Source organism: Nocardia sp. NPDC059691, from assembly GCF_042733915.1.
Lineage (GTDB): Bacteria > Actinomycetota > Actinomycetes > Mycobacteriales > Mycobacteriaceae > Nocardia > Nocardia sichangensis.
On sequence record NZ_JBHWFB010000009.1, the window covers coordinates 66,867 to 80,583 of the forward strand.

The window sequence follows — 13,717 nt, forward strand, 5'->3', positions numbered from 1 at the left end:
ACACGAGTGATCCGTGGTCCAGGGCGGCCGCTGTCACTGCGCCGGCCATCGCGGACGAGCGCCGAGCGCGGTGGCGCTACGGTGCGGGCGCTGGTCGAGCGGCGAGTTCGAGCAGGCATCCGGCCAACTCGCGCGGCATCGTGATCATGCAGTCGTGCCCGGTGGGGAGTACATGGAGGCGGGCGGGAGGCAGATCGGCCGGTGGCAGGGTGCGGGGCATGGCCGCGCGCATCGCCTTGAAGTCCTCGCCGCCTTCGCCGCAGTGGACGTGCGTCACCGGAATCTTCGCCAGTGCCGCGGGATTCGTCAGTGTCATCGGCTGCTGGAAGGTCTTCAGCGACTGCGGCGTCTGCATGGACGCCAGCCAGCCGAGATCGGGCTCCTCGGTGACGCCGTAGAGGCCGCCGTCGCCGGTCGGTTCGGTCTGCGGCGGCACCAGCCAGCCGTCGCCGGTGGCGGCCGCCGCGGTGGCGAAGGCGTCGACCATGCCCGGCATGATGTCGGCCACCGCCTCGCCGTCGCGCGGCACGAACGTGTCGATGTAGACGAGTTCGGCGATGCGGTCCGGCACGGCGTCGGCCAGCGCGGTGACGACGATGCCGCCGTAGCTGTGACCCACCAGGACGACTTCGGTCGCGTCCTCTGCGGTGACCAGCTCGATCAGGTCCTGAACATGGGTGTCGAGCCCGACATCCGGGGTCAGCAGGTGCGCGCGGTCCCCCAGACCGACCAGCGAGGGGGCCAGCACGCGGTGACCGGCGTCTTCCAGCAGCGGAGTCACTCGCTGCCAGACCCATCCGCCGTGGAAGGCGCCGTGAATGAGCAGGTAGGTCGACACGATCAGTTCTCCCTGAGTTTCGTTAGGGTCGCAACGGTTTCGGTCGCGGGCGGCACCGGCTCCGGGCGGATGCCGAGGCCGATCACCCTGGCCACCAGCCGGGGCAGGCGCGGGAAACGGCGCAGCAGCCGCACCAGCAGCGGCTTGTCGGTCCCGGGCCGTCCCGCACTGGGGTACAGGTCCGACAGCAAGTGCAATTGCGCGAATTGCACCACGCGCATCGGGAATTCGCGGCGGCGCTGAACAGTGCGCAGCTGCGTCGTGGACGCGGTCGCGCCCGCGGCGAGGATCGGCGCCAGCAGGCGAGCGGTCGCGATGGCGTCCTGCACCGCGAGATTGATGCCCACCCCGCCCGCCGGGGACATCGCGTGCGCCGCGTCCCCGATCGCCAGCAGGCCGGGACGGTACCAGCGGCGCAGCCGATCCACCCGGACGTCGAGGGGTTTCACGTCGTCCCAGTCCAGGATCTCCGCCTCCAGACGCGGCGCGAGCACGGGATAGATGCCGGACAGATCCGCACGGAACCGCGCCAGCCCCGCCGCCCGGATCGTCGCGAACCCTCCCTTCGGAATCATGTACGCGACCTGGAGATAGTCACCGCGATCGATACAGACGATGAAGAATCCCTTCCCGCTGCGCACGGTGGGCAGGCGCTCGCCCTCCGGCTTGCCGACGCGGAACCAGAGCACGTCCATGGGCGCCGCGCTGGCGGCGACCTCGAGCAGCCCCGACCGGCGCACGATCGAGTGCCGCCCGTCGGCGGCGATCACCAGGTCGGCGCTGACCTCCAGCGGACCGTCAGCGGTCTCGGCGCGTACGCCCGCCACCGCACCGCCGCGCTGGATCAGCTCGGTGACCTCCGCTTCCTGCACCAACCGGAAGCCGGGATAGCGCCCGCCCGCCTCGGCGAGGAAATTCAGCACATCCCACTGCGGCATGAACGCCACGAACGGGAAGGGCCCGGGCAGCGCGCTGAAGTCGGCGAACACCACCGGACCGGTGGCGGTCGCCATCGGCAGCCGGGGCAGCTCGACGTGCGGCAGCGCGAGGAATTCCTCGGCCAAGCCGAGTTCGTTCATCGCGAGCAGTGTCGAGGTGTGCACGGTGTCGCCCCGGAAATCCCGCAGGAAGTCCGGATGCTTCTCCAGCACCAGCACTTCCACGCCGGAACGCGCCAGCAGCAGGCCGGTCATCAGTCCGGCGGGGCCGCCGCCGATCACGCAGACCCGCACGGATTCGGTGCTCACGCCAGGCATGTGGGGACCTGCCCGCCGTTGTAGAGCACCATCTCGTCGAAAATCGCCAGCACGTCCAGCGGCTCGCCGAGTTCGCCGCCGGACAGTTCCGCATCGGCGCGATACAGGTTGCCGACCAACCGCTCCTGGTCGACCAGGTCGGCGAACTCACCGTGATCGGCCTCCAGCGCGATCGCCAGCGGCGTCAGCCCGAGTGCGCGTCCCTCCGTGGCCAGGTCCTGCACCCAGCGCAGATAACGCAGCGTCTGGTCGAAGATCTCAGGTCCGGTGACGGGGCCGTGTCCGGCGACGACCGTCTCGGCGCCCAGCGCGGCCAGCCGCCGGATCGCGTTGACGGAACCCCTGACCGACCCCATCAGGCAGAACGGCGCAGCGCCCGCCATCACCAGGTCTCCGGCGAACAGCACGCGCTCCTCGGGCAGCCACGCCACCACGTCGTTGGTGGTGTGCGCGGCGGTGCCGAAGTGAATGAGCTCCACCCGGCGCTCGCCCTGGTGCAAGGTCAGGTGATAGCTGAACGTGATGCTCGGCAACGTGACCCGCACATCGCCCCATTCGACATCCGGCCACAGCTTCGTCAGCGCCAGGCCGGTCTCGATCATCTCCGGCCGGATCCGGTCGTGGCCGACGACGACGGCGGCCGGGCCGAACAGGTGATTGCCGAAGTTGTGGTCGCCGTGGTGATGGGTGTTCACGATGACGCGGGCCGGGCCGGTACCCAGCCCGTCGACGAACTCGACGAGTGCGCGGGTGCGCCCTTCCGTCGCCAGCGTGTCGATCACCACCGCGCCGTCCGGCCCGGTCAGCACGCCGGCGTTGCTGACGCACCAGCCGCCGCGGCTGTGCGTGTAGGCGTGGACGCCGTCGGCGATCTCCTGTACGCGCGGCGTCGCGGTCGTCTCGGTGGCGGTCATGTCGGTGACTTCGTCGTCGCGGCACAGCGTTCCGCGCACCGCAGCGTGTTGCGACTGTTGGCGGACAGCGCTTCGGTGAGGTACGCGCGGGCGTCGGCGAGATCGGTGTTCGCGCCGAGGATCTCGCGCGCGGCCTCGGGATTGATCGCGACCGTGTGCCGCGCGGTCACCACCGCGCCGTCCGGACCCTCGGCGAATTCCCACGCACCGCTGTGGCCGAACAGGATCGCGGGCGGCACCAGCTGTTTGTAATCGATTCGCTCGCCGGGCACACACACCCGGATCGACTTCGTGGTGTGCGGGATACCGCCCGCCGTCACCGTGTCCATCTCCATCAGCTGCACGCCCTCGGCATCCTCGGTGAGCTCGATACGGCCGACGTGCGGCACCTGCTCGGGCCAGCGTTCGCTGTGGTAGACGAAGTCATACGCCTCGGAGGACGAGCATTCCAGCGTCACGGTGTCCTCGAAGGTGTGGATCACCTCGTCCACCGGGTGGCCGAGCTCGGCGACGCGGGCCAGCGCCGCGAGCTCGACCACGCTGTTGCGATCGACCGACGCGGCGACCTGCGCGGCATCGGCCCCGTCCACCACCGCGAAGTGGTGGTCCAAGGTGACCTTCGTCGCGCCGGGACCGATCTCGCGGAACGACCAGCCGCCGCCCATCGACGCGAACGGCGCCTGGCTGCGTTCCTGCTCGAACACGATGCGGCGCTGCTCGGCGTCCAGCACCCGCCGCGACGTCCAGTTCTTCACCGCGCCGCCGACGGTCGCCCACAGCCGGAAGCGCTCCTCGTCCGGCCCCTGGTGCAGGTGGCGCACCAGCACGCTCGGCTCGAAGATCACCGGCCATCTGGTCACGTCGGCGACCAGACCGTAGACGACGTCCGGGGCGGCCTGCACCACCCTGCTGTGGGACATCACTTCGCCGCTCATGCCGCACCGCGCAGTTGGGCGTTCACGATGTCGACCAGCTCTTGCGGCGTCTTGACCTCGACGAGTTCTTCCTCCGGGATCGTCACGCCGAAATCGCGCTGGATCCGCGCCGCGGTCTCGATGAGCGCGAGCGAGTCGTAGCCCAGCTCCTCGAATTCCACGGCGGCGATGTCGCCGCCGAGTTCGGCGAGGTCCTCGCCGCCCGCGCAGTCCACCAGAATGCGGCGTAGTTCGGTGATGGTCATGGTCATGATTCGCTCCTCGGCAGATCTCGATCGGACACGGCGCGCACGACGACCGCGGAGTTGAAACCCCAGCGCCCGCGTGCCAGGACGAGCGCGCCGCCGACGGTGGCGGAGCGCGGGGCGCCGAGAACCAGATCGATCCGGTAGTCCTCGGCGAGCGTGGAGGTGCGGGCGGTCGGCGGGATCACCGAGTCGCGCATGGCCAGCAACGCGGTGACGACGTCGAGCGGACCCGCACCGGAGAACAGGCGTCCGGTCAGCGGTTTCGACGCGGTGACCGGAACGCCGCCCGGCCCGAACAGCGCCTCGATGGCGGCGGCCTCGTCGCGGTCGCGATCGGGTATGCCGGAGGCGTCGGCGAACACCACGTCGATGTCACCTGGCGTCATCCCGGCGTCGGCCAGCGCGAGTTCGGCGGCGCGGCGCAGGCCCGACGGACGGCCGGAGCCGGGCGGCGGGTCGAAGGTCGAGGCGTAGCCGGCGATCTCACCGTGCACTTTGGGCACCCCACGGGCACGCGCGGCGGTGGCGTCCTCCACGACCAGCATCGCGCCGCCTTCACCGGGCACGTAGCCGGCGGCGCGGGCGTCGAAAGGCAGATAGGCGCGGTCGGGGTCGGTCGCGGCGCTCACCCCGCCGCTGGACAGATGCGAGGCCCAGCCCCACGGGTCCAGCGCCGAGTCGACGCCGCCGGTGACCACCAGCGGCGTCCCGCGCCGCACGGTGCGCCGCGCGTGGCCGATCGCGTCCAGTCCGCCCGCCTGCTCGGCGACCAAGGCGCTGCTCGGCCCGCGCATGCCGTGCCGGATGGAGATCTGGCCGGTGTTGACCGCGTAGAACCACGCGAAGGACTCGTACACGCTGACGTGCTCGGAGCCGAGCGACCACAGCTTGTTGAATTCGCGATGGGTGAATTCGAAACCGCCGGAAGCGTTTCCGGTCACCACGCCCATGTCGTAGTCGGTCATCGTCGCCGTGTCGACCTTCGCGTCGTCCAGCGCCCACTGCGCGGCGACCAGCGCCATCCGGGTCGAGACGTCCGTCTGTGGCAGCAGCCTGCTCGGCAGGTGCTCACCGGCGTCGAAATCGGCCACCTGTCCGGCCAGTCGCGCCGACGAACCGCTGGTGTCGAACCGGGTGAGCGGCGCGATCCCGCCGCGCCCGGCCAGCACGGCGTCCCAGAAACGCTCCACGCCCATGCCGTTCGGCGCGAGCACTCCCATTCCGGTCACGAGGATCATGCCGCCACCGCCTCCGCCTTACGCAGCACCATCGCGCTCTGGAAGCCGCCGAACCCGCTGCCCACGGTGAGCACGGTGTCCATCCGATGGTCGCGGGCGACCAGCGGCACGTAGTCCAGATCGCATTCGGGATCGGGTTCGTGCAGGTTCGCCGTCGGCGGCACCACCTGGTATTCCAGCGCCAGCAGCGAGGCGGCGATCTCGACCGAGCCGATCGCGCCGAGCGAATGCCCGACCATCGACTTGATCGAGCTCATCGGCGTGGCGTAAGCGTGCGCGCCGAGACTGCGCTTCACCGCTGCGGTCTCGTGCCGGTCGTTCTGCCTGGTGCCGGAGCCGTGCGCGTTGATGTAGTGCACACCGGTCGGGTCGATCCTGGATTCGTCGAGCGCGACCCGGATCGCCTCGGCCATCTCGCGGCCGTCGGCCTTGAGGCCCGTCATGTGGTAGGCGTTGCACCTGGTCGCGTACCCGGATATCTCGGCGTAGATGTGCGCGCCACGCTTGCGCGCGCTCTCGTACTCCTCCAGCACGAACATCGCGGCGCCTTCGGCGAGTACGAACCCGTTGCGCGAGTTGTCGAACGGCCGCGAGGCCACCTCCGCCTCGTCGTTGCGCGGGGTGGTCGCCTTGATCGCGTCGAAGCAGGCCACCACGATCGGTGTGATGGGGGTGTCCGACGCGCCCGCAACCATGACGTCGGCGGAGCCCTCGCGGATCAGCTGCACCGCGTGGCCCACCGAGTCCAGTCCCGAGGTGCATCCGTTGGAGACCATCGCCACCGGTCCCTCGGCGCCCACGCTCCAGGCCACTTCGGCGGGCATCACGCTGGGGATCATGTAGTCGAACATGTGCGGAGAGAGATACGTCTCGTCGACCAGCCAGTTCTTCCCGGAGTCCGACAGCACCAGGTATTCGCGCTCCAGGCTGGTGGCCGCGGCGACCGCACTGCCGAGGCTCACGCCGAGACGGTGCGGATCGACCGTCGCGAGGTCGAGCCCGCTGTCGGACACCGCCTCCCGCGCGCAGACCACGGCGAACTGCACAGCCCGGTCCATGCGACGAATCTCCCTGGGAGACAGCCCTTCCAGCGCCGCGTCGAAGTCCGCTTCACCGGCCACCTGGGACCGGTACGGCGAGGCGTCGAAGAACGAGATCCGGCGCGTCGCCGTGCGGCCCTCGGACAGCAGCTTCCAGAACTCGTCCTTGCCCGACCCGCCGGGCGCGCGGACGCCGAGCCCGGTGACGACAACGCGGCGGCTCATCGCACACCACCGGATGCATTGGTGTTCATGGCGTTCTCCCTTCGATGGTGCGATCGAGCATCGGGGACGGTCCTCGAACCTCGCTCGAGCGAGCGAGTCGAGTTGTTCTCGAGCGGTGGGGCGCAGGCTGTCGCTGTGATCGCCCGGCCGGCGCCGCCCGGACCGATCACCTGTTCCCGAGCACAGGAGACACGCGTGATGAAGTCAGCACACGGCCAGCACGGCGCCGCGGACTGGGTGCTCTGCCCGGCATGCCTGATCCCGCTGTACGGCAAGCGGTTCGCCCGCGACCTCGGCGTCTGTGGCGAATGCGGCAGGCACACGCCGATCACCGCGCGGCAGCGCATCGAGCAGCTCGCCGACGAGGGACGCTTCGAGCCGCTGCCGGTCGCCGCCACCGACGAAGACCCGCTGACCTTCACCGACACCAAGCCCTACCCGGACCGGCTGGCCGCCGCGCGCTCCCGCACCGGCATGCACGACGCGGTGCTGTGCGCGCTGGCCGCGATCGAGGGCAGGCCGGTGGTGATCGCCGCCATGGACTTCCGCTTCCTGGGCGGCAGTCTCGGCACCGCGGTCGGCGAAATGATCACCGCCGCCGCCGAAACCGCGCTGGCCCAACGTGTTCCGCTGATCATTGTCACCGCCTCCGGAGGCGCCCGGATGCAGGAGGGCCCGCTGTCGCTGATGCAGATGGCCAAGACCAGCGCGGCGCTGGAGCAACTGGACCGGGCGGGCATCCTCACCGTCACCCTGATCACCGATCCCACCTACGGCGGCGTCGCGGCTTCCTTCGCCACTCTCTCCGACGTGCTGATCGCCGAACCGGGCGCCCGGCTCGGGTTCGCCGGACGGCGAGTGATCGAGCAGACTATCCGGCAGGAATTGCCGCCGAAGTTCCAGACCGCCGAATTCCTGCTGGAACGCGGGCTCGTCGACATGATCGTGCCGCGCGCGGGCCTGCGCCAGGCGCTCGGCGCACTGCTGCGGGCCGCAGGACCGGTCGATTCCGCCGAGACCTTCGTCCCCGCCGACGCGGGCGTGATCACCGATCCGGCCCGCGTTCCCGCGACCGATCCCTGGACACAAGTGCGCCGGGCGCGGTCTCCGCAGCGGCCGACCGCGCTGGACTACTTCGCACTCGCCTTCGACGAGTTCCGCGAGTTGCGCGGCGACCGGATCTCCGGCGATTGCGCCGCGGTGGTCGGCGGAACGGCGTGGCTCGGCGGGCGGCCGGTCATGGTGATCGGCCACCAGAAAGGACACGACCCCAAGGAGCTGATGGAACGCAACTTCGGCATGCCGACTCCGGCCGGCTATCGCAAAGCGGCTCGTCTGATGCGCCTGGCCGAGAAGCTCGGGCTGCCCGTGGTCACCTTGATCGACACGCCCGGCGCGTATCCGGGCGCGACCGCCGAGGAGCAGGGGCAGGCGATCGTCATCGCGGAGAACATCCGGTTGATGTCCGCGCTGCGGGTGCCGGTGATCAGCGTGGTGATCGGCGAGGGCGGCAGCGGCGGGGCCCTGGCGCTCGGCGTCGCCAACCGGGTGCTGATGTTCGCGAACGGCACGTACTCGGTGATCAGCCCGGAAGGCTGCGCGGCGATCGTGTGGAACGATCCCGCCGCCGCACCGGAGGCCGCGGCCGCGCTGTCGCTGACCGCGCGGGACCTGCTGCGTCTCGGTGTCGTCGACGCGGTGCTGCCCGAGCCGGGCGACGATGTGGGCGCGACCCCCGTGGCCGCGGCCGAACAGCTGCACCGGGCCCTGACCGCGACCCTCGGCGAACTGTCCGGTCGCAGCGGTGCGGAGCTGGCCGACGAGCGCCGCGCCCGGTTCCGGCGCTTCGGCGCGCGGCGGCAGGTCCTGGTCCGGTCGGTCGCGTAGGAGTGGCGCAATGTTCGAGAAGATCCTGATCGCCAACCGTGGTGAGATCGCGCTGCGCGTCGCGCGCACCTGCCGCGAACTCGGCGTGCGCACCGTCGCGGTGCACTCGGTCGCCGACGCCGAGTCGGCGGTGGTGGGTTTCGCCGACGAGGCGGTGCAGATCGGCCCGTCCGCGGCCAAGCGCAGTTATCTGAACGCCGCGGCGATCCTGGCCGCCGCCGAGCTCACCGGCGCGGACGCGATCCATCCCGGATACGGATTCCTCTCCGAGTCACCGGATTTCGCCGACGCGTGCCGGGCGGCGGGCGTCACGTTGATCGGGCCGCCCGCCGACGTGATGGCCCAGCTCGGCGACAAGCAGTCGGCGCGCACGCTGATGGCGAAGGCGGGACTGCCGCTGCTGCCGGGCAGCCTCGATCCGCTCGAACTCGACGAGGCGCACGCGCTCGCGGATTCGATCGGCTACCCGGTGATCGTCAAGGCGGCCGCGGGCGGAGGCGGGCGCGGCATGCAGGTGGTGCACGAGAGTGCGGCGTTCCCGCGCGCATATCAGGAGACCAGGGCGACGGCGCGGATGCTGTTCGGCGACAGCCGGGTGTACCTGGAGAAGTACCTCGCCGCCGCCAGGCACGTCGAGATCCAGGTGCTGTGCGATGCCTACGGCAATGGCGTGCACCTGGGTGAACGCGACTGCTCGGTGCAGCGCAGGCACCAGAAATTGATCGAGGAATCGCCTGCCCCGCTGCTGCCGGACGGTCTGGCCGAGCGAATGGGCGCATCCGCCGTGCACGGTGTGCTCGAGGCAGGGTATACCGGCGCGGGAACCGTGGAATTCCTGGTCGATCGGGACGGCAATTACTATTTCATGGAAGTGAACTGCCGAATTCAGGTCGAACATCCGGTCACCGAAATGGTGACAGGTATAGATCTCATCGCCGAGCAGATTCGAGTCGCGGCGGGGCAATCGCTCGGCATCGATCAGGAAGATATCGTCCTGCGCGGCGCGGCGATCGAATGCCGGATCAATGCCGAAGACCCTGCCGCGGAATTCGCGCCCGCTCCGGGAATCCTGGCGGAATTCACCCCGCCCGGCGGCCCCTTCGTCCGCGTCGACACCCATGCGCACGCCGGATATTCGATACCTCCGCACTATGATTCGCTGCTGGCCAAACTGGTGGTGTGGGCGCCGGACCGGGACCGGGCGCTGGCCCGGATGCGGCGGGCGCTGGCGGAATTCCGGATTTCCGGCGCCCGCGTCGCGACCACCCGGGATTTCCTGTACGAGGTGCTCGACCATCCAGCCATGCGCGCCGCCACGCACACCACCGGGCTGGTGGACGAGCTCCTCGGGCGGGGATGAGCGCGCCGGAGGTTCGCCCGGCCCGCGGCGATCGCGGCCGGGCGTCGGCGTCAGGCGGTCTCGGCGGCGGCGCGGTGCTCGGGGGAGTACCACCCGATCAGGTAACCGGCGTGGCGGCTGTTGAGCATCGCGCTCACCGAGTCGTCGGAGGCGGTCAGGATGTCCCGGTGCAACTTCTGCAGCTTCTGGCAGGGGTCGAGCCCCAGTTCGTCCTGCATGGAACGGCTGAACCGCTGGTAGGAGGCCAGGGCGCGAGCGCGCTGGCCCGACCGGCACAGGGCGAACATGTAGTACGCCTGGAGCCGCTCGTGCAGCGGATGCTGCATGGTCAGCCGCGCCAGGTCGGGACAGACCTCACGATGCCTGCCCAGTCGCAATTCCGCCTCCACGCGCAACTCGATGTTGGTCAGCCGCAGGTGATCCAGATGCGAGATCTCGGCGGCGAGCGGGATGCCACCCTCCACGTCCACCAGCGCGGGACCGCTCCACAGCGCTTCCGCGGCGCTGAACAGGTCCACCGCGCGCTCGTCGTCGCCGGTCTTGGCGGCGCATCGGGCTGCGTCGGACATGGACTGATAGTCACGCAGGTCGAATACACAGTCCCGCACGTCGAAGGAATAGCCTTTGCTGCGCGTGCGCAGATAGCGTTCGGCCACCTCCGCCTGTCCGACTCCGAGTTGCTCCGCCATCTTCTTGCGGATGCCGAGCACATATGTTTGCACGACCGTCACCGCGCTGCGCGGCGGATCGTCGTTCCACAGTTCTTCGATCAGGGTCGTCACCGGGACAACGGTGTCGTGCCGGACCAAAAGTAATGCCAGCAACTGCCGCTGCTTCTGCGCGGTCGGCGTCGCATTGTGATTGTTCAGGGCAAGCGTCAACGGGCCTAGCACGCGAGCGCATACGGGATACTTCACTGGGAACTCTCCTACGGGCGAATTTCCCCCCGACCGACGTGAGATTCTCGATTCCCACCGCACTGTAGGCTTCGTCCACAGTAGCGAGAAATCCGTCTCGGCACCATGAATCCTGAGTAATATCGGAGTTAATTCCGTGCGCGGGCTCCGCGAATTCTCCTCGGCTGCAAGGAGATTGGCCCGTTATTTGCTCTTCCCCGTCAGCTGCGGCGAATTCGTAGGATGTTGTCTTTTCGCGTGCCCGGCCTGCCCTCGGGGCTCGCGTGTTCGCGCTCGACCTCCTCGTCCACTTCCACGTGCCATTCGGCCGGATCCAGCGCGAGACCGGCCCGTACTTCGGCAGTGGTCGGGAAATGCACGTCGGCGGGTGGTTCCAGTACCCAGGAGGGCCATTGCGCGTGACCGACGATCAGCAACAGCCCGCCGGGAGCCACCGCATCGGCCGCCCGGCTCAGGATGCGCGTCCGTTCGCCGTCCTTCGCCGCCGGTGAGTGCAGATACTGCGCCGTGACGAGGTCGAAACTTCCCGCGGGGAAGGTGTGGTCCAGATCGTGCCGCTGCCAATGTATTTCGCCGTCGATTCCCTGGCGGGCCGCGTTCGTCCTGGCTCGGGCCAGCGCGGTCTCCGACACGTCGACCGCCGTGACCCGCCAGCCGCGCCCGGCCAGCCAGATCGCGTCGGCGCCCTCGGCGCAGCCCAGGTCCAGTGCGGTGCCAGGGGGGACGGCTTCGAGCTCACGCACCAGCAAGAAGTTCGGCCGTCCGGACCAGATCTGGTCGCGCTCCTGGTAGAAGGCCTCCCAGTACTCGACAGTCGTCGGCGTCGTCCGGTCGGCGTGGTGATGGGGTGTCGCACTCATGCGTCCCACCATCCATCGGGCCGACCGGAACGGCAAATATCGTTGCCGGTTCGGCAACCCGCCCCGCCGGCTGCCCGCCCGGTGTCCCCGGCCGCGACCGCCCGTGGGTCAGTAGTCCTCGAGCGGGTCGCGCAGGATCATGCCCTCGGCCGCGCGCAGGCGCGTGGTCATGGTCGTCAGCAGGTCGACGGAGTCCTCGGACAGGCCGATGGCCGTGTGCAGCAGCCTGCGCAGCCGCGGGCTGGCGAGCCGGTCAGCGAGGGTGTTGTCGTGCTCGGTCGGTTCGGCGTCGAGCTGTCGGTCGAGATTCACGGGAAGGTACTCACAATCGGTCATCGGGCCCCCAGGAAACCATGTCAATGCGATGCTCGTGCCTGGAACGACGCGTGGGCACGGGCGAGATCGTTCCGGGGCGCAGCGTACATCGCGGACGGTCGGTCGCTGGACCGGGTCGAAATGGGTGCATGTGGTCTCCGTGCCGCAGTCGGGTCGGCTCGTCCGTGCCATGGCCGTGCCCGCTCCGGCGCCGAGATCGTGCCCATTGTTCCACTCTCCCTGGACAATTCGGCGCAGCGACCCCCGTCTACGCAGGTTGCGGACGTGCTGCGGCACGCAGAAGCGCACGTCGTGCCCGGCAGCGGGTGCGGCTCGGTTCCCAACTCTGGGAAATATCGCCTTGGCGACGCGGCCGGCGGAAAACCGGGAGTTCAGCTCGTTCGCCCATGACACGATGGGGGCGGCCGAAGCAGGTACCGACCGACGAAGGGCCAGTCATGGGCAACCTCGACGACCGGGTGGCGGTGATCACCGGCGGCGCCCGCGGACAGGGGCGCGCGCACGCCTTGGCGCTGGCGAACGCGGGCGCGGACATCGTGGTGTGCGATATCGCCGCACCGGTGCCCGGCCTGCCCTACGAGCTGAGCACCCCCGGCGACCTGGCCGAGACCGCCGCGCTGGTCGAGCGGACCGGCCGCCGCTGTGTCGCCGTCCGAGCCGACGTGCGCAGCCTGGAACAGATGCGGACGGTCGCCGAGCGCGCGCTCGAGGAGTTCGACCGCATCGACATCCTCGTCGCCAATGCGGGCATCGCGTCCAACTCGCCCGTAGCCGAGATGGACGAGCGGTTGTGGCGGGACATGATCGACACGAACCTGACGGGCGTGTTCCACAGCTTCCGCGCGGTCGTCCCGCACATGATCGAGCGCCGTTGGGGTCGCGTGGTGGCCACCTCCTCCATCGTGGCGAAGATGGGCGTGCGCAATGCGGCGCACTACGCCGCGAGCAAATGGGGCGTGCTCGGCTTGGTGAAGTCACTGTCGTTGGAAGTGGCGGAGTACGGCATCACGGTGAACGCGCTGCTGCCCTCCGGCGTGGACACCGACATGATCCAGAATCCGGCGACCTGGCGGCTCATGATGCCGGACAAGGAGAATCCCACCAGGGAGGACTGGATGGCGATCATCGAATCCGGGCCGCCCAACGGTGATCTGATCCAGCCCGCCGAGGTGGCCGAGGCGATGCTGCTGCTGGTCTCCGAGCACGGCCGCCACTTCAACGGCGAAGCCGTCACCATCTCCTGCGGCGGGAGCGCGAGCACCTCTTAGGGCTCCGGCCGCAAAAGTGCTTCCCGCACGAAGTTCGCGCGGTGGCGCTGACTCTCGCCGGTCGCCTTCCTTGCGGCGGCTGGACTGAGCGTCCTGGTCGAGGCGCAGACCGAGGCGGCGCGCTCGCGCGGCCGGATGATGCTGAACCACCACCGTGCGGCCGGTTACCGGGCGATCGAGATCACCGGCCTGGCCGACCGGTTCCAGCGGGTCTCCTCGCTCGGCGCGGCACTCATCGACCTCGCGCACGATTACGGCGAGACCGCCCGACCGGCGCGCAACCGCAAGTCGCTCGAAGGCGTGAGCGAAGAAACGGATGCTCGTCCGCGAAGTAGCGGGCGTCGCGCGACGCCCGCTACCGAACGCTCATGAGGCCGAGCCGGGCCCCAGCTGGC

14 protein-coding genes are annotated in these 13,717 nt (G+C 69.6%); 4 read left to right on the forward strand and 10 right to left on the reverse strand.

The window, feature by feature from the left end; genetic code table 11:
- Positions 1-76: 76 nt before the first annotated feature.
- The 7 genes from ACFV2O_RS20580 to ACFV2O_RS20610 are packed head-to-tail and all read right to left on the reverse strand — an operon-like array spanning position 77 to position 6,694.
- A complete protein-coding gene (locus ACFV2O_RS20580) occupies positions 77-838 on the reverse strand; it encodes an alpha/beta fold hydrolase (protein ID WP_379253174.1) in 762 nt (253 codons plus the stop codon).
- A 2-nt stretch (positions 839-840) separates the two neighbouring features.
- Positions 841-2,085 (reverse strand): FAD-dependent oxidoreductase, encoded by a 1,245-nt coding sequence (locus ACFV2O_RS20585; protein ID WP_379253175.1) that lies wholly within the window; start codon positions 2,083-2,085, stop codon positions 841-843.
- Positions 2,082-3,008, reverse strand: coding sequence for an MBL fold metallo-hydrolase (locus ACFV2O_RS20590; RefSeq protein WP_379253176.1), 927 nt, complete (start codon positions 3,006-3,008; stop codon positions 2,082-2,084). Before ACFV2O_RS20590 ends, ACFV2O_RS20585 begins: the two co-directional genes overlap by 4 nt.
- The gene (locus ACFV2O_RS20595; RefSeq protein WP_379253177.1) at positions 3,005-3,943 is read right to left on the reverse strand and encodes an aromatase/cyclase; all 939 of its coding nucleotides are present in this window, start codon (positions 3,941-3,943) and stop codon (positions 3,005-3,007) included. Before ACFV2O_RS20595 ends, ACFV2O_RS20590 begins: the two co-directional genes overlap by 4 nt.
- A complete protein-coding gene (locus ACFV2O_RS20600; RefSeq protein WP_355077911.1) occupies positions 3,940-4,194 on the reverse strand; it encodes a phosphopantetheine-binding protein in 255 nt (84 codons plus the stop codon). Before ACFV2O_RS20600 ends, ACFV2O_RS20595 begins: the two co-directional genes overlap by 4 nt.
- On the reverse strand, positions 4,191-5,429 hold the full coding sequence (locus ACFV2O_RS20605; protein ID WP_379253178.1) for a ketosynthase chain-length factor: 1,239 nt from the start codon (positions 5,427-5,429) through the stop codon (positions 4,191-4,193). The genes ACFV2O_RS20600 and ACFV2O_RS20605 overlap by 4 nt, the downstream gene beginning before the upstream one ends.
- Positions 5,426-6,694 carry a beta-ketoacyl-[acyl-carrier-protein] synthase family protein gene (locus ACFV2O_RS20610; protein ID WP_379253179.1) on the reverse strand — a complete coding sequence of 423 codons (1,269 nt, stop codon included), beginning with the start codon at positions 6,692-6,694 and terminating at the stop codon, positions 5,426-5,428. The genes ACFV2O_RS20605 and ACFV2O_RS20610 overlap by 4 nt, the downstream gene beginning before the upstream one ends.
- A gap of 198 nt (positions 6,695-6,892) precedes the next feature.
- On the opposite strand from ACFV2O_RS20610, the gene accA reads away from it, so the two are divergent.
- Both accA and ACFV2O_RS20620 read left to right on the forward strand, forming a co-directional pair.
- Positions 6,893-8,581: an acetyl-CoA carboxylase carboxyl transferase subunit alpha gene (accA, locus tag ACFV2O_RS20615; protein ID WP_379253378.1), complete on the forward strand. Its 1,689-nt coding sequence runs from the start codon at positions 6,893-6,895 to the stop codon at positions 8,579-8,581.
- Between the two features lie 10 nt (positions 8,582-8,591).
- Entirely contained in the window at positions 8,592-9,941 is a 1,350-nt protein-coding gene (locus ACFV2O_RS20620; RefSeq protein WP_379253180.1) for an acetyl/propionyl/methylcrotonyl-CoA carboxylase subunit alpha, read from the forward strand.
- 50 nt (positions 9,942-9,991) lie between these two features.
- On the opposite strand, the gene ACFV2O_RS20625 is transcribed toward ACFV2O_RS20620, so the two are convergent.
- The 3 genes from ACFV2O_RS20625 to ACFV2O_RS20635 all read right to left on the reverse strand — a co-directional run bounded on the left by ACFV2O_RS20625 (position 9,992) and on the right by ACFV2O_RS20635 (position 12,030).
- Positions 9,992-10,858 carry a BTAD domain-containing putative transcriptional regulator gene (locus ACFV2O_RS20625; RefSeq protein WP_379253181.1) on the reverse strand — a complete coding sequence of 289 codons (867 nt, stop codon included), beginning with the start codon at positions 10,856-10,858 and terminating at the stop codon, positions 9,992-9,994.
- A gap of 200 nt (positions 10,859-11,058) precedes the next feature.
- Positions 11,059-11,718, reverse strand: a complete 660-nt coding sequence (locus tag ACFV2O_RS20630; protein WP_379253182.1) for a class I SAM-dependent methyltransferase — start codon at positions 11,716-11,718, stop codon at positions 11,059-11,061.
- Between the two features lie 108 nt (positions 11,719-11,826).
- Complete coding sequence (locus tag ACFV2O_RS20635) at positions 11,827-12,030, reverse strand: hypothetical protein (protein WP_355077905.1); 204 nt, start codon at positions 12,028-12,030, stop codon at positions 11,827-11,829.
- Positions 12,031-12,491: 461 nt separating this feature from the next.
- Between ACFV2O_RS20635 and ACFV2O_RS20640 the strand changes: the two genes are divergently transcribed.
- Entirely contained in the window at positions 12,492-13,322 is an 831-nt protein-coding gene (locus tag ACFV2O_RS20640) for a mycofactocin-coupled SDR family oxidoreductase (RefSeq protein WP_355077904.1), read from the forward strand.
- Positions 13,323-13,457: 135 nt separating this feature from the next.
- Positions 13,458-13,694 (forward strand): hypothetical protein, encoded by a 237-nt coding sequence (locus ACFV2O_RS20645; protein ID WP_379253183.1) that lies wholly within the window; start codon positions 13,458-13,460, stop codon positions 13,692-13,694.
- The last annotated feature ends 23 nt before the right edge of the window (positions 13,695-13,717 follow it).